This window comes from Phenylobacterium sp. (assembly GCF_036821595.1).
In the GTDB taxonomy this organism is placed as follows: domain Bacteria; phylum Pseudomonadota; class Alphaproteobacteria; order Caulobacterales; family Caulobacteraceae; genus Phenylobacterium.
On the sequence record NZ_DAISJG010000007.1, the window covers coordinates 73829 to 92944 of the forward strand.

The window sequence follows — 19116 nt, forward strand, 5'->3', positions numbered from 1 at the left end:
AACAGCTGTTTGGACGAACTCAACAGCCAGACGCTACGTCAGGCAACCCCGCGCTTACTGAACGCCCGAACGGCCGATGGCGTAGAACCGCTCGGCGCGGCGCTTGCGGAGCTCGTCGGGCGAGAGGCCATCCATGGCCTTCAGCTCCTCGTCGAGGGCGTCGCCCACGGCCTGCATGGCGGCTTCGGGATCGGAATGGGCGCCGCCGGTGGGCTCGGGGATGATCCGGTCGACGATCTTCATGGCCAGCAGATCCTCGGCGGTGATCTTCATCGCCTTGGCCGCGTCGGCCGCGGTGCGCCCCCCGCGCCAGAGGATCGAGTTGGCCCCCTCCGGCGAGATCACCGAGTAGATGGCGTGCTCGAGGATCAGGACCCGGCTCGTGGCGGCGATGGCGATCGCGCCGCCGGACATCCCCTCCCCGGTGATCACGGTGACGTTCGGCGTGCCCAGCGACAGGCACTTCTCGGTGGAGCGGGCGATCGCCTCGGCCACGCCGCGCTCCTCGCTGGAGACGCCCGGATAGGCGCCGGCGGAGTCCACCAGGGTGACGACGGGCAGGCCGAAGCGCTCGGCCAGCTCCATCAGGCGGATCGCCTTGCGGTAGCCGTCGGGGCGGCCCATGCCGAAGTTGTGCTTCACCCGGGTGACGGTGTCGCGGCCCTTCTCGTGGCCCATGATCACCACCGGCCGTCCGCGGAAGCGGCCGAGCCCGCCCACGATGGCCTGGTCGTCGGCGAACCCGCGGTCGCCGCGCAGTTCCTGGAAGTCCTCGATCAGGGCGGCGACATAGTCGGTGAAGTGCGGGCGGTCCGGATGGCGCGCCACCTGGGTCTTCTGCCAGGCGTCGAGGTTGGCGTAGGCCTCGCGGCGCAGCTCCTGGGCGCGGGCGCGCAGGGCCTCGATCTCAGCGTCGAAGGCGCCGGGCCCGGCGCTCTCGGACAGCTTCGACAGCTCCTCGATCTTGGCTTCGAGGTCGGCGATCGGGCGCTCGAACTCGAGGTAATGGGCGACCATTCGAGGGGGCGGCTCCCTGCCGGACCAAAGAGGCGGCGGAAATTAGGCGGGTTCACCCGCGGCCACAAGTACGGCCTCGCCTGAGGCGGATCCCGGCGGACGCCGCACGGGAACCTGGGCCATTGTCGCGCCTTCCAGCAGCTATGAAGACATGGCTCCGGGACAATGGACTGACGATCGCGCTCAGCCTGCTTTTCCTCGGCAGCCTGGCAGGCCACATGGTTACGGGCTTCTTCCACGAGAACGAGGAGCGGCTTCAGCACGGCCTCGTCCTGATCTCCTTCTTCGAGTTCCTGAAGGGCGGGACCTTCCTGTCCACCCTGTTCGAGAACTGGGAGAGCGAGTTCCTGCAGATGTGGACCTACGTCACGCTGACGGCCTACCTGTTCCAGCGCGGCTCCCCCGAGAGCAAGGATCCCGACGCGCCGGCGCCGCAGGACCGCGATCCCAAGCTCGATGAGAGGAACCCGGACGCGCCGGGACCCGTGCGGGCCGGCCGGATCGCGCGCACCCTTTACGCCCACTCCCTGGGCCTGACCCTCCTGGGGCTGTTCCTGGCCTCCTTCGCGCTGCACTGGGTGAACAGCTTCCGCCAGGCCTCGGAAGAGGCGATCGAGCACGCGCAGGCGCCGCCCGAGCTCGCGCCCTACCTGGGCGACGCGGGGTTCTGGTTCGAGTCCTTCCAGAACTGGCAGAGCGAGTTCCTGTCCACGGCGGTGCTGGTGGTCCTGGCCATCTTCCTGCGCGAGCGGGGCTCGCCGGAAAGCAAGCCGGTCGCAGCCCCCCACGGCAAGACGGGCACGGACTAGTTCACGAAGCCGTCAGCGGCCCGGCGCCCCCGGGTGCAACTTCCTGTCGCCGGATGTCGTTTGTTAGCCCGAGGTCGCCAGGCCCATGTCTTCACGGGGGGCTGGAGGCGTACCCGGCGCGCCTTTGACTGATGCGCGGACCCCTGCCCTGACACAGCACCGCGCTCGAGGAGAAGAACGGAGCATGAGACGCATGAACGCCCCCCTGAAGATCGGGATGGCCTCGGCTCTGGTGCTGGCCACGGCTTCGCCCGTCGCCGCCCAGTACTATCGGCCCACCCCCGAATACCAGCGCGCCCAGTCTCAGTACGAGGCGCAACGCTACCAGTACGAGAACAGCCGCGAGGCCTATCGCGAGGCGCGCCAGGACTACAACCAGGCCCGCCGCGACTATGAGCGCCGCCTGGCGTCGTGGGAGCGCGAGCGCGCCCGTTACGACGCCCGTTACGGCTACGGCGCCTACGCCCGCATGTACGCCCGCCCCGTCTGGGACGAGGCCTACTGGGCCAACAACCGCTACGGTTCGTCCGGCTACTACGCCCCCTCGGCGGGCTACTACGGCTCGAACGCCAGCGCGACCACCGTCCAGTGCAACAACAACAACTCGACTGTGACCGCCGGCGTGATCGGCGCCCTGGCCGGCGCGGTGCTGGGCTCCAACGTGGCGGCCCGCAACGCGCGCACCGAGGGCGCGGTGCTCGGCGCCCTGGTGGGCGGCGGGGTCGGCGCGGCCGTGGGCCGGGCCAACGACAAGTACAAGTGCGACAGCCGTGGTCCGTACTTCACCTACAACGAGACCATCCCCTACCGCGAGGCCTCGGGCTATCGCTCGCCGCAGTACAGCACCTACACCCGCCAGCGCTGCCGCCTGGCGCCGGCCCCGGTCGACACGAGCGGCCGGGACTACCGCTACGTCCGGGTCTGCCCGGACGGCGACGGCCGCTACCGGATCACCGGCTAGACCCGCCGCTTGGATCCACTCTGGAAGCCGCCCCTCGGGGCGGCTTCTTTTTTCGGCCTCAGCCCTTCTTCGCCAGGGGGTGCCTGGTCGCCACCACCTCGGCTAGGCGGTCGCCGGCCACGTGGGTGTAGATCTGGGTCGTGGCGATGTCGGCGTGGCCGAGCAGAGTCTGCACCACGCGCAGGTCCGCGCCGCCCTCCAGCAGGTGGGTAGCGAAGGCGTGGCGCAGGACGTGCGGGCTGACCCGCGCCGGGTCGATGCCGGCGTCCGCCGCCGCCTCGTCCAGCAGCTGGGCGAACCGCCGGGGCGTCAGGCGGCCGCCCTTGCCGCGCGAGGGGAAGAGCCAGGGGTTGGCCTTGTCCTTCGGCGGCAGGAAGCTAGGGCGGACCTCCAGATAGGCCTTCACCGCGGCGCGGGCGGTCTCGTTGAGCGGCGCGAGGCGCTCCTTGCCGCCCTTGCCCTTGACGATCAGGTAGGCCGGGTCGCGGGCGAGCGCCGCGAGCGTCAGGCCGGTGAGCTCGGAGATCCGCAGGCCCGAGGCGTAGGCCAGTTCGACCATGCAGCCGAGCCTGAGGCCCTGGCCGCCGTCGCGGGCGGAGGCGGCGGCGATCAGCCGGTCCATCTCCTCCCGGCTCAGCACCTTGGGCAGGCTGCGGCCCTTCTTGGGCGCCTCCACACGGCGGGAGGGATCGTCCGCCCGCCAGGCCTCACCCAGGACGAAACGGTAGAACTGGCGCACCGCGGCGCGGCGGCGCGCGGCGGTGGCGGGCGAGAGACCCCGCGCGCCGATCGCCGCGAAATAGGCCTCCACGTCCTCCGCCGAGGCCGAGGCCAGGTCGCGCCCGCGCCCCGCCAGGAACCCCGCCGCGTCGGCCAGGTCGCGCGCGTAGGCGGACAGGGTGTTCTTCGCCGCGGCTCGCTCCACCGCCATCATCTCCAGGAAGGCCTCGGCCCAGGCGGCCCCCTGGTTCATTTCAGCGCCGCCAGCCCCTCGAGGACGAAGGCCCGGGCGTCGGCTTCGAGGCCCGCCTCGGCCAGGGCGCGGGCGATCCGCGCCCGGTCGGCGGCGCCCGGGCCGCCCGCGCCGGCGTCGGCGGCCGTCCAGAGCGCCAGGAGGGCGGTCTCGCCGGCCAGCTGGCGGCGGGCGGCGTCGTGAAGGGCAAGGCTGCGGCCGGCGGGCGCCTTGCCCTCGGCCAGGGTGAAGGCGGCGAGGCGGGTGCGGTCGGCGGGGCTGAGCTGGGGCTTCAGCGCGGCGACCAGCAGGGCCTGGGACTGCAGGCGCGCGCGGGACTTGGCGTCGGCCTCGCCCGCCGCGGCGACCAGGGCGGTGACGCCGCCGTCCGGGACCGGCTGGCCCGCCGCGATCACGGCGGCCAGCTCCGCGACACCGCCGCCGAGGGCCTCGAGGTCCCAGGCGGGTGCGGCGGGCGCGCCGCCGGCCTGGGCCGCCGCCACCGCCGGCGAGGCCGTGGCCCTGGTCAGGTCGAGTCCGAGGCTGCGGGAGAGGGCGTAGTCGAGCCCATTGCGCAGGGAAGCGGCGCCAGGCGCGCCCGCGCCCAGCCGGGCGGCCATCAGCCGGCCGTAGGCGGCGTCGCGCGCCTGCGCCTGGGCCAGGTCGAAGGTGAGCTGGGCCTGGGCCGTCTGGCCCGCCGCCGCCTGGCAGAAGGCCCGCAGGCGCAGCCAGTAGGTCTCGTCGCGACCGGTGGCGAGGCCGTCGGCCAGGGCGCAGGCGCGGGCGTCGTCGCCAGCCAGCAGCGCGCTCTCGGCCGCGGCCCGGGCGAGCTCGGGGTTGCGCTCCAGTCCCGCGGCGCGCTGCAGGATGGCGGAAGCCGCCTCCACGTCGCCCAGCGCCAGGAGCGCCTGGACGCGGAGGCCGAGCAGGGCCGGGTCGGCCGCTCCGTCGGGACCCGGCGCGCCGGTCGCCAGCACCCGGCGGGCGAGCTGGACGGCGGCGGGCGACAGGGGCTTGGCCGCGACGAGCGGCAGGACCGCGCGGAGGGTCTCCGTCGAGGTTCCCCGCCAGAGCGTAGGCGCCAGCCCGGTGTCCCGGCCGGCCACGGAGAAGGCGTCGGGGGCCGCGAGCGGCGCCACCTCCACCGGCTGGGCGTGGCTGGGCGCGGCGGCGAGGAGGCCGGCGCAGAGCGCCAACGCCAGGGGAATCCGGACCATGGCGCAGAGCATACTGAACCGCCGGAGTTGGCGCGAGGCCGTGCGGTCGTGTAAGCGTGGCGTCCTCCATGGACCGCTTCGACCCGCTGCGCCGCCGCACCATCGCCCTCGTCGGCCTGATGGGCGTGGGAAAATCGAGTGTCGGGCGCCGTCTCGCCAACGCCCTGGACCTGCCGTTCCGCGACACCGACGCCGAGGTCGAGGCCGCCGCCGGCCGGTCGATCTCCGACATCTTCGCCGAGCTGGGCGAGGCCGCCTTCCGCGAGGGCGAGCGGCGGGTGATCGCCCGTCTCCTGGAGCAGCCGCCCATGGTGCTGGCCACCGGCGGGGGCGCGTTCATGAACCCGGACACCCGGGCGCTGATCAAGTCGAAGGCGGTCTCGGTCTGGCTCAAGGCCGACCTGGACGTGCTGGCCCGCCGGGTCGGACGCAAGGACACCCGTCCGCTGCTGGCCGGCAAGGACCCGCTGGATGTGCTGAAGGCCCAGGCGGAGGTCCGCTACCCCGCCTACGCCGAGGCCGACGTCACGGTCGAGACCGGCGACACCGCCCACCACATCACCGTCGATCAGGTGATCCGCGCGCTCAGCGCCTATCTGGAGACCCAGGCCCGATGACCCGGACCGTCGCCGTCGGCCTGGGCGACCGCGCCTACGAGATCGTCATCGGACCCGGCCTGCTGGACGAGGCCGGGCAGCGGATCCTGCCGTTCCTGAAGAATCGCCGCGTGGCGGTCGTCAGCGACGAAAGCGTATGGGGCCTGCACGGGGCGCGGCTCTCCGCGGTTCTCGACCGCTCGGGCATCGACGTCTCGCCTGTGATCGTGCCGCCGGGCGAGCAGACCAAGAGCTTCGAGGGCCTGGCGGACGTCACCGACCGGTTGCTGGCTCTGGAGCTGGACCGTTCGGACCTCGTGGTCGCCTTCGGCGGCGGCGTGGTGGGCGACCTCGCGGGCTTCGCGGCGGCCGTCTACAAACGCGGCATCGACTTCGTGCAGATCCCCACCACCCTGCTGGCCCAGGTGGACTCCTCGGTGGGCGGCAAGACCGCCATCGACACGCCGCGCGGCAAGAACCTGGTGGGGGCCTTCCACCAGCCCAGGCTCGTGCTGGCCGACCTTGATGTGCTCGCCACCCTCCCCGACCGCGAGATGCGGGCCGGCTACGCCGAGGTGATCAAGTACGGCTTCCTCGGCGACTTCGGCTTCTTCGAATGGCTCGAGGCGAACGGCCGCCAGGTCCTGGCGCGCGAGCCGCAGGCCCTGCTGCACGCGGTCGCCCGCTCCGTCGAGATGAAGGCCGAGATCGTCGCCGAGGACGAGACCGAGCGTGGCCGCCGCGCCCTCCTGAACCTCGGCCACACCTTCGGCCACGCGCTGGAATCGGAAACCGGCTACGGCGAGGCCCTGCTGCACGGCGAGGCGGTGGCGGCGGGCATGGCGCTGGCCTTCCGCTTCTCCGCCGCCCAGGGGCTCTGCGACGCCCAGGAAGCCACCCGCGCCCAGGCCGCCATCGCCGCGGCCGGCCTGCCCACCCGGCTGGCCGACATCCAGGGCTATCCGTTCGCCGCCGAGCGGCTGGTGCGCCACATGGCCCAGGACAAGAAGGCCGAGAGCGGCCGGCTGACCTTCATCCTCGCCCGCGGCATCGGCGACGCCCTGGTGGCCAAGGACGTTGACGCCTACGCCGTGCGCGACTTCCTGCTGGCCGAGGGGGCGCAGTCGTGAACGCCGTCGTCGCCAAGCTGATGGCGCTCGCGCCGACCCTGATCCTGCTCCTGTCCGCGTCCGGCCTGATCTCGGCCGCCGAGACCTCGATGACCGCCGCCTCGCGGGCGCGGATGCACCAGCTCGAGCGCGACGGGGACCGGGCGGCGCGCCGGGTCAACCGGCTGATCGCCAACCAGGAAAAGATGATCGGGGCGATCCTGATCTCCAACAATGTCATCAACATCTTCGCCTCGGCCCTGACGACGGCGGTGCTGACCTCGGTCTTCCCGCCGGGCTCGGTGATGGGCCCGCTGGTGGCCACGGTGGTGATGACCGTGCTGGTCGTGGTGTTCGCCGAGATCCTGCCCAAGACCATCGCCATCGCCCGCGCCGACGACGTCGCCCGCTGGCTGTCGGTCCCGACATTCTGGATCGTGCGCCTGTTCGGCCCGCTGGCCGACGGCGCCCAGTGGATCGTGCGCCAGACGCTCAGGCCGTTCGGAATCCGGCTGGACATGGGAATCGACGTGCTGGCGGCGCACGAGGAGATCCGCGGCGCCGTGGAGTACCACCACTCCGAGGGCCTCGTGGAGACCGGCGACCGCTGGATGCTGGGCGGGGTGCTGGACCTGGGCGAGATGGACGTCGGCGAGGTGATGGTCCACCGCAAGGCGATCTCGATGATCGACGCCGACCTGCCCCCGCGGGAAATCCTGGCGGCGGCCCTGGAGGCGGCCCACACGCGCCTGCCGCTCTACCGCGACGAGCCCGAGAACATCGTCGGCGTGCTGCACGCCAAGGACCTGCTGCAGGCGATCGCCGAGGCGGACGGCAAGATCGACGCCCTCGACGTCAAGGCGATCATGCGCCCGGCCTGGTTCATCCCGGAGACCACCTCGCTCAAGGACCAGCTCGCCGCCTTCCTGAAGCGGCAGAGCCACTTCGCCCTGGTGGTGGACGAATACGGGACGCTCGAGGGGCTCATCACGCTCGAGGACATCCTCGAGGAGATCGTCGGCGAGATCGAGGACGAGCATGACGTGGTGGTGCCGGGCGTGCGCCCGGGGCCCGATGGCTCGGTGATCGTCGACGGTTCGGTGACCATCCGCGACCTGAACCGGGCGATGAACTGGAACCTGCCCGACGAGGAGGCGGTGACCGTCGCCGGCCTGCTGATCCACGAGGCCCAGCGAATCCCGGACGTGGGCCAGGTGTTCGCCTTCCACCGTCACGAATTCCGGGTGGTGGAGCGCAAGGGAAACCAGATCACCGTGCTGCAGGTCTCCGCGCCCGAGGTCCTGGCGGACTAATTCGGCTCTCGTGCGTTGAGGACAGGCGGGCCTTGCGGCGCCGCTTGTCGGCGGCTGGATCGGGACGGAAAGTCAGCGTGCGTTCACCTACGACGGCGTCTAAGGATGGACCGAACCCGGTGCTTGAGCGGACTGAATCGGGCAGGCTGAGCGGCGAGGTCGAGCTTGACGACCGGTCCGGACGCCTGCTTTGCCGCTTCGGACCGCCGATGTACGCGTTGGAGCCTACGGAATGACGGATACTGCGAAGCTGGACGGCCTGCGCGTCCTGGTGGTCGAGGACGAGATGATGGTCTCGATGCTCATCGAGGACATGCTCGGCGACCTCGGATGCACGGTCGTGGGCCCGGCCTCGCGGCTCGACGAGGCCATCGAACTGGCCAAGGCGGCTGAGCTCGACTGCGCGGTGCTCGACGTGAACCTGGGCGGCCAGCCGATCTTCCCGCTGGCGGACCTGCTGCGCGAACGGGGCGCCCCGTTCGCCTTCGCCACTGGCTACGGCGACGCCGGCCTGCGCGACATCGACAAGGGCTCGCCCGTCCTGCAGAAGCCCTTCCGCGAGGGCGACCTGGCCCGCGTGCTGGGCGAGCTCCGGGCCGCGGTCGGCTGACGTTCCCGGCTAGAGATAGCCGAAGGCGCGGCCGGCGCCGTCGATCACGACGATGCTGACCGATCCCACCAGGGCGGCCAGCGACAGCAAGAGTTTCATTTTCCCGTCTCCTCGATAGGTCCAAGCTTCACAGCAAGGACGCGGGAGATGGGCTGTGTCCGACGTCACAGTAGTGGCGGATTCCGCATAACAGACCTGCGGAAATGGAAAGGGTGGCTCAGCGGCCCTGCGCGACCAGCCCGGCCAGCAGCTTGTCCGGCGTGATCGGGTAGTCGTGGACCCGCACGCCGCAAGCGTTATGGATGGCGTTGGCCACCGCCGCGCCCGCCCCCGAAATGCCGAGCTCGCCGACCCCCTTGATGCCCATGGGGTTGGCCTTGTCGTCCACCTCGTCGAGCATGATGGCGTCCAACTCGCCGATGTCGGCCTGCACGGGCACGAGGTACTGGGCGAGGTCCTGGTTGATCAGGGAGCCGTAGCGCGGGTCGACGGCGTTGCCCTCGGTGAGCGCCGCCCCGACGCCCCAGATCATGCCGCCGGTGAGCTGGCTGCGGGCCGTCTTCCAGTTCAGGATCCGGCCGGCGGCGAACACCCCCAGCATCCGCCGCACCCGGGTTTCGCCGGTGACGGTGTCGACGCCCACCTCGCAGAAGTGGGCGCCGTAGGTGTGCTGGCTCCAGTTTCGGGCGTCGGCGGCGGGGCGGATCTCGCCCTCGGCGGTGAGGCCCTGCGGCGCCGCACGGGCGATCAGGGTGGCGATCCGCTCCGAGCGGTTGCCGAGGGCGACGACGCCGTCCTCGAAGGTGACCTCCTCGGCCGGGCCGCCGTTGAGGGGGGAGCCGGGGTCGACGGCTGCCAGCTCGGCGATCGCCTTGCGCAGGTTCATGCCGGCGTGGAGCGCCGCGGAGCCGGCCGTGGCCGCGCCAAACTGGCCGCCGGAGCCGGGCGCCGGCGGCAGCTCGGAATCGCCGATCTCCACACGGACGTCCTTCAACGGCACGCCGAGCGTCTCCGCGGCGATCTGGGCCAGCACCGTGTAGGTGCCGGTGCCGATGTCGGTCATGCCCTGGCGCACCGTGATCACGCCCTCGGCGTCCACCGAGAAGCTGCACTTGGCGGGTAGCAGGAAGTTGCCGCGGATCGCCGCGGCCATGCCCATGCCCACCAGCCAGCGGCCGTCGCGCACCCGGCCGGGCGTCGGAATCCGACGGTCCCAGCCGAACATCTGGGCGCCCTCCTTCAGGCAGCGGACAAGCTGGCGGATGGAAAAGGGCTTGCCGGTCTCGGGGTCCACCTCCGGCTCATTCAGGATCCGCAGCGCCACGGGATCGAGACCGAGCTGCTCGGCGAGCTCGTCCATGGCCACTTCCAGGCTCAGCATGCCGACCGCCTCGCCGGGGGCGCGCATCGGGCCGGCGGGCGGCAGGTCGAGGTGGACGAGCCGGTGTCCGGTCAGCCGGTTCGGCGCGGCGTAGAGGCTGCGGGCGAAGTTGGACGCGTGCTCGGTGAAGTGGCCGTGGCGGTCGCAGTGGGTCACGGTCATCAGCGACATGGCGGTCAGCCGGCCCTCGGGCGTGGCGCCGAGGCGCACGCGCTGGACGGTGGCCGGACGGTGCACGGTGCCGTGCATCATGTGCTGTCGGCTGAAGGCGACCTTCACCGGCTTGCCGAGGGCGCGGGCTCCCAGCGCCGCGAGCGTCAGCTCGTCGTAGGTCTGGCCCTTACCCCCGAAGCCGCCGCCGATGTAGCGGGTCATCAGGCGGACGTCGTCGCGGCCGATCTTCAGGGTCTCGGCGAGGCCGTGCTGGGCGGGCTTCACCATCTGGACGGAGGTGTGCACGACGCACTTCTCCCCCTCCCACCAGGCGGTGGTGGCGCAGGGCTCCATCTGGCAGTGGTTCTGCAGCGGCGTTGTCCAGGTGGCGTCCAGCTTCACCGGGGCGGCGTCGAAGGCGGCCTCGAAGTCGCCGACCCGGACGTCCTCCTCGCCCGGCGGGTCGCCGGCCGCGTCGAGGTTGGCGTGGAAGTCCACCGCGGCCGGTTCCTCGTCATAGGTCAGGCGCACCAGGGCCGCGGCGGCGGTGGCGTTCTCCAGGGTGTCGGCCAGCACGAAGGCCACGGGCTGGCCGTAGTAGGCGACGCGGTCGTCCTCCAGCGCCGGCCGCGCGGGCGACGTCGAACGGGGATGGACGCGGGTCCCGCGCGCCCCCTGCTCCGGCGCGTTCCGGTGGGTCCAGACCAGGTGGACGCCCGGCGAGGCCTCGGCCTCGGCGACGTCGACGGCGGTGATCCGACCGCGGGCGATCGTGGCCGGGACCATCACGCCGTAGGCCGGCGGGGCGGGCGGCTCCACCTCGTAGGCGTAGGGCGCCGTGCCGGTGACCTTCAGAGGCCCCTCGTAGCGGTCCACCGCCTTGCCGATCAGGCCCGAGCGGTTCTCGGAGACGGGATTGGGCAGGGCCCAGTCGGCGACCGAACTCATCTGGCCTTCCCCCTCGCCTCGTCGATGGCGGCCGCGCCAAGGCGGGCCGTCAGCGTGACCTTGAAGCCGTTGCGGCCGTTGTCGCTGGCCTGCGCCAACTCCGCGGAGATCGCCTCCTCGGCCGTGGCGCCGCCGGACAGGGCGGCTTCGGCGTCGGCGGCGCGCCAGGGCTTGTGGGCGACCATGCCCAGCGCCACCCGACCGCCGGCCACCGCGACGCTGGCCAGGCCGCCGGCGTAGGAGGCGCGGTCGCGGGCCTTGCGGTAGACCTGCCCGCCCTCCGGCGGCGGCGGGAGGACCACGGCGGTGATCAGCTCGCCGGGCACCAGGTGGGTCTCGATGTGCGGGGTCTCGCCGGGGAGGCGATGCAGCTCGTCGACGATGAACCGCCGGGCGTCTCCGGCCGGCGACAGCGTCTCCACCCGCGCATCGAGGGCGACCATCGCCACGGCCATGTCCGAAGGGTGGGTGGCGATGCAGGCGTGGCTGGCGCCGAGAATCGCTGAGTTGCGGTTCAGGCCCTCCAGGGCGCCGCAGCCGGAGCCGGGCTCGCGTTTGTTGCAGGGCTTGGCGGTGTCGTAGAAGTAGGCGCAGCGGGTGCGCTGCAGGAGGTTGCCGCCGACGCTGGCCTTGTTGCGGAGCTGCGGCGATCCGCCGGCCACGATCGCCTCGGCGAGCACCGGATAGCGGGCGCGGACCCGGGCGTCGGCCGCCACCTGGCTGTTGGTGGCCATGCCGCCGATGCGCAGGCCCCCGTCGGCCGTGTCCTCGATCCGGGCGAGTTCGCCGATCCGGCCCACGTCGACCAGGTGCGCCGGCCGCTCGATCTCCAGCTTCATCAGGTCCAGGAGGTTGGTGCCGCCGGCGATGAAGCGGGCGTTCGGCGTCTCGGCCGCGGCCTTCACAGCCGCCAGCGGATCGGCTGCCCGCTCGTACGTGAAGGGCCTCAAGCGAGCTCCTCCGCGGCGCTGCGGATCGCCTCGACGATCTGCGGATAGGCCGAGCAGCGGCAGATGTTGCCGCTCATCCGCTCGCGGATCTCGTCACCGGTCAGCGAGGGCCTAGCGGCGACGTCGGCCGTGGCCTGGCTGGGCCAGCCGGCCTCGACCTCGGAGAGCATGCCCAGCGCCGAGCAGATCTGGCCGGGCGTGCAGTAGCCGCACTGGAAGGCATCCTCCTCCAGGAAGGCCTTCTGCAGCGGATGCAGCCGGTCGGGCGCGCCGATCCCCTCGATCGTCGTGACCTCGTCGCCGTCGTGCATCACCGCCAGCGACAGGCAGGCGTTGATCCGGACGCCGTTCACCAGGACCGTGCAGGCGCCGCACTGGCCGTGGTCGCAGCCCTTCTTGGAGCCGGTGAGACGCAGGTGTTCGCGAAGGGCGTCGAGGAGGGTGGTTCGCGGGTCGACGTCGAGCGACCGCGCCTCCCCGTTGACGGTGATCGTGGTCCGCAAGCGCGAGGCCCTCCCGGAATGTCGTCGGCCGCCCTCCCTTGCGAACGGGGCGGCTCTTCAAACGTGCGTTTAGTCTAGCGCCTAGGTTTCGCCGGGCGCCAGCGCCTTGACAGTCAGCGCGTGGACCGGGCCGGCGAGTTCCTCGGCGAGCGCCTTGTAGACCATCCGCTGGCGGGCGACCTTGGCCGCGCCGGCGAAGGCCTGGGCCTCGATGGTGACGTTGAAGTGGCTCTCCCCGCCGGGACGCGCGCCGGCATGGCCGTGGTGCCGGGCGGAGTCGTCCTCGATCTCCAGCCGGCTGGGCTGGAACGCGGCCGTAAGCTTGTTGTGGATGGCTTCGAGGATAACGCCCATCGGCTCCGTCTTCAATTCTTGAAGGGGAATATCTTCCCCCCATACTTGGTCCATGCCCGGCGCGTTTCAATACAAGCCCAAGTTCCTCGACATCCGCGTGCGCCCCCCCTCCGGCGAGGAGGACGCGCGGGCCGAGGACGTGAACGCGCTCAAGCCGGGCGAGCGGGCTTGCGACCACCCGGGCTGCCGGCTCGCAGCCACCGCCCGGGCGCCGAAGTCGCGCGACATGCTCAACGAGCACTACTGGTTCTGCCAGCCGCACGCGGCCGAGTACAATCGCAACTGGAACTTCTTCGCGGGCATGAGCGAGGGCGAGGTCCGCCGCCGCCAGCACGAGGAGCTGTTCACCGGCGGGCGGCCCACCTGGGAGATGAAGGCCGGCCGGATGTCGCGCGAGGCGGCGGCCTTCGCGGCCAAGTTCGGCCAGGGCCAGGGCTACCGCGACCCGTTCAACATGTTCGGCGGGACGGTCGGCCCGCGCCCGGCGCCCGAGCCAGAGGACCGCCGGATCGGCAAGATCGAGCGCGGCGCTCTGGCCGACCTCGACCTCGACGTGAACGCCGACGGGGCGAAGATCCGCAGTCGGTACACCGAACTGGTGCGCCGCCTGCACCCGGACGCCAACGGCGGGGACCGGTCGGGCGAGCACAAGCTGCAGCGCGTGATCAAGGCCTACCAGTCCCTGCGCAAGGCGGGGATGGTCTGACGCCTCAGGCCAGCGCCCGCCAGGCGACGTAGGCGGCGGTCGCGACCACCATCAGGGCGAATGCGCGGCGGGCCATGTCCGCGCGCCCCGCCAGGGCCCGGGCCGCCGGGGATCCGACCAGCGCCCCGATCGCGCCGCCCGCCACGAGGGCCGCGAACACCGGCCAGTCGACCAGGCCCGAGGCCGCGTAGCTGGCGCTGGTGGCCGCGCCGAACAGGGTGACCGAGACCAGGGACGAGGCCGCGGCGTGGGCCAGCGTCATGCCCGTGGCCGCCATCAGCCCCGGGACGATCAGGAAGCCGCCGCCAATCCCGAAGAAGCCGGCCGCGAAGCCGGTGGCGAGGCCCACGGGCGCCAGCCGCGTCGTCAGGGAGCGGGTCAGGTGGACCTGCGGGTCGCCCGCGGACTTCCGGGGCAGGAGCATGGAGAGGCCGACGAGCGCCATGGCGAGCGCGAACCAGGCCAGCAGGGCCTCGCCGTCCATCTGCTTGGCGAGGTGCGCGCCGAGCAGCGAACCGGCCAGGCCGGCGGCGCCGAACACCAGTGCGCAGGGCCACTTCACCCGGCCGGCGCGGGCCTGGGTCGCCAGACCCATGGCGGCGTTGACGGCCACGGCGGCCGCCGAGGTGCCGATCGCCACGTGGGGGTCGCGCACGCCCACGAGATAGATCAGCAGCGGAGTGGCCAGCACCGAGCCGCCGCCGCCGAAGACGGTGAGCAGCAGGCCGACCAGCGCTCCGCTCAGCGCGGCGGAACCGAGGGTCCAGGCGAGGTCCATGGCTCAGGCCTTCATGTCTGGAGGACAGAAGATCTCGGCCAGCGTCGCCAGCACCTTGACCGCGGCCGGGTCGGCGACCCGGTACCAGATGGTCTGGCCTTCGCGGCGGGTGGCCACGGCCCCTTCCTCGCGGAGCACCGCGAGGTGCTGCGACAGCGCGGACTGTGAGAGGCCGACCAGGGGCTGGAGCTCGCCCACCGAGCGTTCGCCGTCGGCCAGCTGGCAGAGGATCATCAGCCGCCGCTCGTTGCCGAGAGTGCGCAGCAGGCGGGCGGCCTGGGCGGCGCTGGCTTCGAAGCGAGCGATGTCGAGGGTCGCGAGATCGAGCATGAGGGCTATGTATGAGTTGTTTCTAATTTAGCAAGCTCTTATATACATCGGGACGCCAGAAGGAGGAGCCCCCATGCAACCCCGTGTTCAGGCATTTTTCGACCGCGCCACCTCGACCGCCAGCTACCTGGTCTCGGACCCCGCGACCGGCCAGGCGGCGATCATCGACCCGGTGCTCGACTTCGAGCCCAAGGCCGCGAAGCTCTCCACGGGCTCGGCCGACGCCCTCATGCAGGCGGTCGCCGACCAGGGCCTGACGCTGGCCTATGTGCTGGAGACGCACGCCCACGCCGACCACCTCTCGGCCGCCGACTACATCCGCCGCAAGACCGGCGCGAAGGTGGTCATCGGCGCGCACATCCGCGAAGTGCAGAAGACCTTCATCCCGGTCTTCGAGGCCGACGACGTCGCGGCCGACGGGGCGGTGTTCGACATCCTGCTGAACGAGGGCGACACCCTTCCCCTGGGCGACCTGACGGTGCGCGTGCTGCACACGCCCGGCCATACCCCGGCCTGCGTGACCTATCTGGTCGGCGACGCGGCCTTCGTGGGCGACACCCTGTTCATGCCCGACTACGGGACCGCGCGGGCGGACTTCCCGGGCGGCGACGCGGCGACCCTCTACCGATCGATCCGCAAGATCCTGACCCTGCCGCCGGAGACCCGCGTGTTCGTGGGCCACGACTACCTTCCGGCCGGCCGCGAGGAGTTCCGCTGGGAGACCACGGTGGCCGAGGAACGCGCCCGCAACGTCCACGTCCACGAGGGCGTCAGCGAGGCGGAGTTCGTGGCGATGCGGGAGGCCCGCGACGCCACCCTCGCCGCCCCGACCCTGATCCTGCCGTCCCTACAGGTGAATATCCGCGCCGGCGCCCTGCCACCCGCGACGCCGGACGGCTCCGTCTTCCTCAGGCTGCCGGTGAAGGCGGCCTGAGGACGGTCCGGACCTCCACCTCGCCACCGGGACCGGCGCAGGCCGTTCCCGAGGCTCCGGCGGCCTGCCAGCTATAGAGCCGCCGGGCCCGCCCGCAGCCGGGGCCCACCTGGTCCGCGTGCGCGCCGCCATGGCCCAGCGCCTCGACCGCCCGTACGACGTTCGCCGCCTGCGTCGCGCGCAGCGACCACTCCGCATAGAGGCCAAACCCCGCAAGCCCGATGGCCGCGACAAGCCCGACCGCCAGCGGGGTCCGGACGTCGGGCAGGCGCCCGGTGGCGGCCAGCGGATTGGAGCGGCGCGAGCGGATCACCTGGACGCCCGCGGACCGGCGCGGGCCACGATCCAGTCGCCGACCACCTTGAGCGCCGCGGGCGCGAAGGTCTCCTCGATCCTCGCGTACTCCGTGGGCGAGCCCGTGGCCGCGGTCTGGAAGAGGTGGTTGAGGCCGGGGAACTCCAGGACGGTCACGTCCGGATTGCCCTTCAGCGCCTCGCGGATCGCCGGCAGGTTCTGGCCGGGCAGCACCTGCAGGTCCTTTTCGCCGTTCACCGCCAGGACCGGCTGGCGCACCCGTGACAGCGCGGGGCGCGGGTCGTAGCCGATGATCCACCGGTACCAGGGCGTGGCCATCAGCCCCGCCTGCATGGCCGCCGCCTCGGGCGGCGCGCCGAGTTCCGCCGTCAGCAGGGCGGCGACTTCCCGTTTCACGGTCTGGAAGTCGGACGCGGCCAGCACGGCCGCGTCGGCCCTGGCCAGCACCGCCTGGGCGCGTTCCACCCGCTCCGGCGGCGCGCCGCCGACCCCGTATACGGCCTTCCGCTGGGCGGCCAGCAGTTCGCCCAGGGGTACGCCCGGTCCGGCGAGCATCACCACATAGGCGATGCGCGGATCCTTCCCCGCCACCAGCGGCGCCACGACCCCGCCTTCGCTGTGGCCGACGAGGCCGATCCTGTCCGGAGCGATCTCCGCCCGGCCGCGCAGAAAGGCCACGGCCGCCTCGGCGTCGGCGACGAACTCCGCCGCCGCGGCGGTGGCGAGGTCCCCCGTCGATTTCGCGAAACCGCGGTCGTCGTAGCGGAGCACGGCGACCCCCTGGCGCGTCAGGTGGTCGGCAAGCACCAGGAACGGCTTGTGCCCGGCCAGGGTCTCGTCGCGGTCCTGCGGACCCGAGCCGCTGATCAGCACCGCGGCGGGAAACGGCCCCGGTCCCTGCGGCAGGGTCAGTGTTCCCGCCAGCCGGGCGCCGCCCAGGCTGTCGAAGGCCACCTCCTCCTCACGGTAGGGATAGGGCTTCGCCGGGACCTGAGGGCGGTTGCGGACGGCGGCCGGGACCGGGCCCTTCCGCAGGACCAGCGGCAGGGGCTGGACCTGGGTCCAGGTCCCGGACCAGGCGCCCCGCGCCACGTCCCAGGCGCCCTCGTAGCGGCCCCGCACGCTGGGGACTTTGAACGCGAGCCGGCCGCCCTGCATCCGGACCTCGGCCAGCGGCAGCTTCATCGGGCCCTGGTCCGGACTGGTGAGGTGACCGGTCAGGCCGTCGGGCCCGGTCTCGATGACCACGCCGATGCGCAGCTCGGCGCCCATGGCGCTGAGCACGCCGTGCCATTCGCCGGCGGCCTCCTGGGCCCGCGCCGCCTGGGCCAGCATCAGGACCATGGCCGCCAGGGCGGCGGCGAGGCCCAGAACCCAACGTGTGACGCCTGTGGTCATGACGCTCTCCTTCTAGTCCCTGGCGGACGGCGGCGGCGCGGCGCCTTGCGCGGCGAGGCCGGCCTGGGCCAGGCCCAGGATGCCGCCGGGGTTCATGGCGTCGACCATGGCGGTTGGCAGCAGGATGGTGGCGCCGCCCTCCTTGGTGGTCTCGTAGATGATGTTCATGGCCCGCAGTTGCAGGGCGGCGGGCGAGCGGCCGTAGATCTCGGCGGCCTCGACGAACTTGATCGCCACCTCCTGCTCGGCCTGCCCCAGAGCCACGCGGGCCAGGCGCTCGCGCTCCGCCTGGGCCTGGCGGCTCATGGCGTCCTGCAGGGCGGCGGGTACGCCGATGTCGCGGATCTCCACCGACAGGACGGAAATCCCCCAGTCGGCGGTCTTGCGCCCGATCACCTCGCGCAGCAGTTCGTCGCCCTGCTTCCGTTCGGCCAGCAGGGTGGCCAGCATGGAGGCGCCGACCAGCTCCCGGAGCGAGGTCTCGGCCACCTGGCCGATGGCGCGGCGGTAGTCCTGGATCTCCAGGGCGGCGCGCTCGGTGTCGTGCACCTGCCAGAAGATCACCGCGTCGATGTTGACGGGCACCGTGTCCTTGGAGAGCGCCTGCTGGGCGTTGAACTCCGTGGTCTGGATGCGCTGGTCGATCCAGTAGGCCACCTGGTCCACGACGGGCACGATCAGGAACAGGCCCGGACCCTCGACCTTCCAGAAGCGGCCGAGGCGCAGGACGATGGCCCGCTCCCACTGGCTGGCCATCTGCAGCGCGATGAGGATCAGCACCGCCAGCACGATCAGGACGGCGCCTGCGACCTTCGCCGCCGTCCCGTCCTGCGCGAGGGCGAGGGCGGCGAGGACGAAGGTGAGCGCGGAGAGCACGGCCGCGGGGCCGTTGACCCGGGCCGTCTTCGACGAACCGGCCGAGGCGGCGAGGAGCGCGACGTTCATGGGACTTCCTCCTTGGCGGCGGCGAGCGCCGCGATGCGTTCGATGAGCAGCCCGGGCTCCACCCCAAGGGCGGCGGCCTGAGCGAGGGTCTGCCGGGCGAGATTTTCCGCCGCCTCGTCGCGGGCGCGGCCTTCCAGCGGGGCCGGCGGCTCGGCGACGAAGCTGCCGCGGCCGCGGACCAGGGTGAGCGCGCCGAGGCGCTCCAGTTCGTCGTAGGCGCGGCGCACGGTGTTCAGGTCGACGCGGAGCGCCACCGCCACCTCCCGCATGGTGGGCATCTGGTCGCCGGGCCGGAGGGCGCCCGCGCCCATCGCCCGCAGGAACTGCTCGCGGAGCTGCACATAGATCGGGACGCCGGTGTCCTCGATCCGCAATGTGCCCAGCAGCTGCTCCTGTGTATGCATACACTCATACAATCCGGGCTCAGCTTGGCCGTCAATCGAAATCGGGACCGGCGTTATCCGGGATCAGCCGGCGAGCTTCGCCTCGAGCGCCGCCAGGTCCTCCACGAACCAGACCGAGCGGCCGCGGTTGGACTCGCGCACGAAGTCGCGCAGCGGCCCGCTGCGGGCGACGGCGGCCGAGACGTCGCCGACGAGGGCGACCTGCAGACCGTAGTTGACGAACTTCTGCAGCACCTCGCCGGCGAGGCGGCTCTTCAGGTCGAGAAACGCGGGCGGCAGGCGCCCGACGGGGATGGCGATGACACGGACCCCTCCGCCCAGCGCCTCGCCCACGATATCGGACGCCTCGCGATCGCTGGCGAGCGGAGGCCCCACCTCAGCGCAGACGAGGACCGGCACGCCGCCGAGCTCAAGGATCCTGTCGGTCACGCCG

Annotated in this window: 22 protein-coding genes; 8 read left to right on the forward strand and 14 right to left on the reverse strand. The window is 72.1% G+C overall.

The genetic code is table 11. From position 1 onward, the window contains the following. Positions 1-54: 54 nt before the first annotated feature. A complete protein-coding gene (locus tag V7Z97_RS05915) occupies positions 55-1017 on the reverse strand; it encodes an acetyl-CoA carboxylase carboxyltransferase subunit alpha (protein ID WP_334162064.1) in 963 nt (320 codons plus the stop codon). A 143-nt stretch (positions 1018-1160) separates the two neighbouring features. Between V7Z97_RS05915 and V7Z97_RS05920 the strand changes: the two genes are divergently transcribed. Continuing rightward, positions 1161-1826, forward strand: coding sequence for a DUF6766 family protein (locus V7Z97_RS05920; RefSeq protein WP_334162066.1), 666 nt, complete (start codon positions 1161-1163; stop codon positions 1824-1826). 184 nt (positions 1827-2010) lie between these two features. Further along, positions 2011-2787, forward strand: a complete 777-nt coding sequence (locus tag V7Z97_RS05925) for a glycine zipper domain-containing protein (protein ID WP_334162067.1) — start codon at positions 2011-2013, stop codon at positions 2785-2787. A 58-nt stretch (positions 2788-2845) separates the two neighbouring features. On the opposite strand, the gene V7Z97_RS05930 is transcribed toward V7Z97_RS05925, so the two are convergent. After that, positions 2846-3760 (reverse strand): site-specific tyrosine recombinase XerD, encoded by a 915-nt coding sequence (locus V7Z97_RS05930; RefSeq protein WP_334162069.1) that lies wholly within the window; start codon positions 3758-3760, stop codon positions 2846-2848. Continuing rightward, positions 3757-4956 carry a hypothetical protein gene (locus V7Z97_RS05935; RefSeq protein ID WP_334162070.1) on the reverse strand — a complete coding sequence of 400 codons (1200 nt, stop codon included), beginning with the start codon at positions 4954-4956 and terminating at the stop codon, positions 3757-3759. The genes V7Z97_RS05930 and V7Z97_RS05935 overlap by 4 nt, the downstream gene beginning before the upstream one ends. Before the next feature lie 68 nt (positions 4957-5024). On the opposite strand from V7Z97_RS05935, the gene V7Z97_RS05940 reads away from it, so the two are divergent. The 4 genes from V7Z97_RS05940 to V7Z97_RS05955 all read left to right on the forward strand — a co-directional run bounded on the left by V7Z97_RS05940 (position 5025) and on the right by V7Z97_RS05955 (position 8584). Next, positions 5025-5573, forward strand: a complete 549-nt coding sequence (locus V7Z97_RS05940) for a shikimate kinase (protein WP_334162071.1) — start codon at positions 5025-5027, stop codon at positions 5571-5573. Next, positions 5570-6682, forward strand: a complete 1113-nt coding sequence (aroB, locus tag V7Z97_RS05945; RefSeq protein ID WP_334162072.1) for a 3-dehydroquinate synthase — start codon at positions 5570-5572, stop codon at positions 6680-6682. Before V7Z97_RS05940 ends, aroB begins: the two co-directional genes overlap by 4 nt. A gap of 20 nt (positions 6683-6702) precedes the next feature. Then, positions 6703-7974, forward strand: coding sequence for an HlyC/CorC family transporter (locus V7Z97_RS05950; RefSeq protein WP_334162159.1), 1272 nt, complete (start codon positions 6703-6705; stop codon positions 7972-7974). 232 nt (positions 7975-8206) lie between these two features. Beyond that, a complete protein-coding gene (locus V7Z97_RS05955) occupies positions 8207-8584 on the forward strand; it encodes a response regulator (protein ID WP_334162073.1) in 378 nt (125 codons plus the stop codon). Between the two features lie 217 nt (positions 8585-8801). Here V7Z97_RS05955 and V7Z97_RS05960 read toward each other — a convergent pair whose 3' ends face one another. The 4 genes from V7Z97_RS05960 to V7Z97_RS05975 form a co-directional block, all read right to left on the reverse strand. Continuing rightward, the gene (locus V7Z97_RS05960; RefSeq protein ID WP_334162074.1) at positions 8802-11066 is read right to left on the reverse strand and encodes a xanthine dehydrogenase family protein molybdopterin-binding subunit; all 2265 of its coding nucleotides are present in this window, start codon (positions 11064-11066) and stop codon (positions 8802-8804) included. Next, positions 11063-12016, reverse strand: a complete 954-nt coding sequence (locus V7Z97_RS05965; RefSeq protein ID WP_334162075.1) for an FAD binding domain-containing protein — start codon at positions 12014-12016, stop codon at positions 11063-11065. The genes V7Z97_RS05960 and V7Z97_RS05965 overlap by 4 nt, the downstream gene beginning before the upstream one ends. After that, positions 12013-12519, reverse strand: coding sequence for a 2Fe-2S iron-sulfur cluster-binding protein (locus V7Z97_RS05970; RefSeq protein WP_334162076.1), 507 nt, complete (start codon positions 12517-12519; stop codon positions 12013-12015). Before V7Z97_RS05970 ends, V7Z97_RS05965 begins: the two co-directional genes overlap by 4 nt. 81 nt (positions 12520-12600) lie before the next feature. Continuing rightward, on the reverse strand, positions 12601-12873 hold the full coding sequence (locus V7Z97_RS05975) for a BolA family protein (RefSeq protein WP_334162078.1): 273 nt from the start codon (positions 12871-12873) through the stop codon (positions 12601-12603). 52 nt (positions 12874-12925) lie between these two features. Here V7Z97_RS05975 and V7Z97_RS05980 point away from each other — a divergent pair, with 52 nt between their 5' ends. After that, the gene (locus V7Z97_RS05980; RefSeq protein ID WP_334162079.1) at positions 12926-13579 is read left to right on the forward strand and encodes a J domain-containing protein; all 654 of its coding nucleotides are present in this window, start codon (positions 12926-12928) and stop codon (positions 13577-13579) included. Positions 13580-13583: 4 nt separating this feature from the next. On the opposite strand, the gene V7Z97_RS05985 is transcribed toward V7Z97_RS05980, so the two are convergent. Both V7Z97_RS05985 and V7Z97_RS05990 read right to left on the reverse strand, forming a co-directional pair. Then, positions 13584-14357, reverse strand: a complete 774-nt coding sequence (locus tag V7Z97_RS05985; RefSeq protein WP_334162081.1) for a sulfite exporter TauE/SafE family protein — start codon at positions 14355-14357, stop codon at positions 13584-13586. A 3-nt stretch (positions 14358-14360) separates the two neighbouring features. Then, positions 14361-14687, reverse strand: a complete 327-nt coding sequence (locus V7Z97_RS05990) for an ArsR/SmtB family transcription factor (RefSeq protein WP_334162083.1) — start codon at positions 14685-14687, stop codon at positions 14361-14363. A 73-nt stretch (positions 14688-14760) separates the two neighbouring features. Between V7Z97_RS05990 and V7Z97_RS05995 the strand changes: the two genes are divergently transcribed. Continuing rightward, positions 14761-15621 carry an MBL fold metallo-hydrolase gene (locus V7Z97_RS05995; protein WP_334162085.1) on the forward strand — a complete coding sequence of 287 codons (861 nt, stop codon included), beginning with the start codon at positions 14761-14763 and terminating at the stop codon, positions 15619-15621. Here the strand turns inward: V7Z97_RS05995 and V7Z97_RS06000 are convergent. The 5 genes from V7Z97_RS06000 to V7Z97_RS06020 form a co-directional block, all read right to left on the reverse strand. Further along, positions 15596-15934 (reverse strand): hypothetical protein, encoded by a 339-nt coding sequence (locus V7Z97_RS06000; protein ID WP_334162086.1) that lies wholly within the window; start codon positions 15932-15934, stop codon positions 15596-15598. The two genes, V7Z97_RS05995 and V7Z97_RS06000, sit on opposite strands and share 26 nt — an antisense overlap. Beyond that, positions 15931-17334, reverse strand: coding sequence for an alpha/beta hydrolase family protein (locus V7Z97_RS06005; protein WP_334162087.1), 1404 nt, complete (start codon positions 17332-17334; stop codon positions 15931-15933). Before V7Z97_RS06005 ends, V7Z97_RS06000 begins: the two co-directional genes overlap by 4 nt. 12 nt (positions 17335-17346) lie before the next feature. Continuing rightward, positions 17347-18279: a slipin family protein gene (locus tag V7Z97_RS06010; protein ID WP_334162088.1), complete on the reverse strand. Its 933-nt coding sequence runs from the start codon at positions 18277-18279 to the stop codon at positions 17347-17349. Next, positions 18276-18683: a GntR family transcriptional regulator gene (locus tag V7Z97_RS06015; RefSeq protein WP_334162089.1), complete on the reverse strand. Its 408-nt coding sequence runs from the start codon at positions 18681-18683 to the stop codon at positions 18276-18278. Before V7Z97_RS06015 ends, V7Z97_RS06010 begins: the two co-directional genes overlap by 4 nt. Before the next feature lie 63 nt (positions 18684-18746). After that, the gene (locus tag V7Z97_RS06020) at positions 18747-19112 is read right to left on the reverse strand and encodes a DUF4180 domain-containing protein (RefSeq protein ID WP_334162090.1); all 366 of its coding nucleotides are present in this window, start codon (positions 19110-19112) and stop codon (positions 18747-18749) included. Positions 19113-19116: the final 4 nt, after the last annotated feature.

What these genes read in the sequence shown, in the direction of transcription:
- V7Z97_RS05915 (WP_334162064.1), bottom strand. Translation starts at nt 1,017, where the DNA reads ATGGTCGCCCATTACCTCGAGTTCGAGCGCCCGATCGCCGACCTCGAA.
- V7Z97_RS05920 (WP_334162066.1), top strand. Translation starts at nt 1,161, where the DNA reads ATGAAGACATGGCTCCGGGACAATGGACTGACGATCGCGCTCAGCCTG.
- V7Z97_RS05925 (WP_334162067.1), top strand. Translation starts at nt 2,011, where the DNA reads ATGAGACGCATGAACGCCCCCCTGAAGATCGGGATGGCCTCGGCTCTG.
- V7Z97_RS05930 (WP_334162069.1), bottom strand. Translation starts at nt 3,760, where the DNA reads ATGAACCAGGGGGCCGCCTGGGCCGAGGCCTTCCTGGAGATGATGGCG.
- V7Z97_RS05935 (WP_334162070.1), bottom strand. Translation starts at nt 4,956, where the DNA reads ATGGTCCGGATTCCCCTGGCGTTGGCGCTCTGCGCCGGCCTCCTCGCC.
- V7Z97_RS05940 (WP_334162071.1), top strand. Translation starts at nt 5,025, where the DNA reads ATGGACCGCTTCGACCCGCTGCGCCGCCGCACCATCGCCCTCGTCGGC.
- aroB (WP_334162072.1), top strand. Translation starts at nt 5,570, where the DNA reads ATGACCCGGACCGTCGCCGTCGGCCTGGGCGACCGCGCCTACGAGATC.
- V7Z97_RS05950 (WP_334162159.1), top strand. Translation starts at nt 6,703, where the DNA reads ATGGCGCTCGCGCCGACCCTGATCCTGCTCCTGTCCGCGTCCGGCCTG.
- V7Z97_RS05955 (WP_334162073.1), top strand. Translation starts at nt 8,207, where the DNA reads ATGACGGATACTGCGAAGCTGGACGGCCTGCGCGTCCTGGTGGTCGAG.
- V7Z97_RS05960 (WP_334162074.1), bottom strand. Translation starts at nt 11,066, where the DNA reads ATGAGTTCGGTCGCCGACTGGGCCCTGCCCAATCCCGTCTCCGAGAAC.
- V7Z97_RS05975 (WP_334162078.1), bottom strand. Translation starts at nt 12,873, where the DNA reads ATGGGCGTTATCCTCGAAGCCATCCACAACAAGCTTACGGCCGCGTTC.
- V7Z97_RS05980 (WP_334162079.1), top strand. Translation starts at nt 12,926, where the DNA reads ATGCCCGGCGCGTTTCAATACAAGCCCAAGTTCCTCGACATCCGCGTG.
- V7Z97_RS05985 (WP_334162081.1), bottom strand. Translation starts at nt 14,357, where the DNA reads ATGGACCTCGCCTGGACCCTCGGTTCCGCCGCGCTGAGCGGAGCGCTG.
- V7Z97_RS05990 (WP_334162083.1), bottom strand. Translation starts at nt 14,687, where the DNA reads ATGCTCGATCTCGCGACCCTCGACATCGCTCGCTTCGAAGCCAGCGCC.
- V7Z97_RS05995 (WP_334162085.1), top strand. Translation starts at nt 14,761, where the DNA reads ATGCAACCCCGTGTTCAGGCATTTTTCGACCGCGCCACCTCGACCGCC.
- V7Z97_RS06005 (WP_334162087.1), bottom strand. Translation starts at nt 17,334, where the DNA reads ATGACCACAGGCGTCACACGTTGGGTTCTGGGCCTCGCCGCCGCCCTG.
- V7Z97_RS06010 (WP_334162088.1), bottom strand. Translation starts at nt 18,279, where the DNA reads ATGAACGTCGCGCTCCTCGCCGCCTCGGCCGGTTCGTCGAAGACGGCC.
- V7Z97_RS06015 (WP_334162089.1), bottom strand. Translation starts at nt 18,683, where the DNA reads ATGCATACACAGGAGCAGCTGCTGGGCACATTGCGGATCGAGGACACC.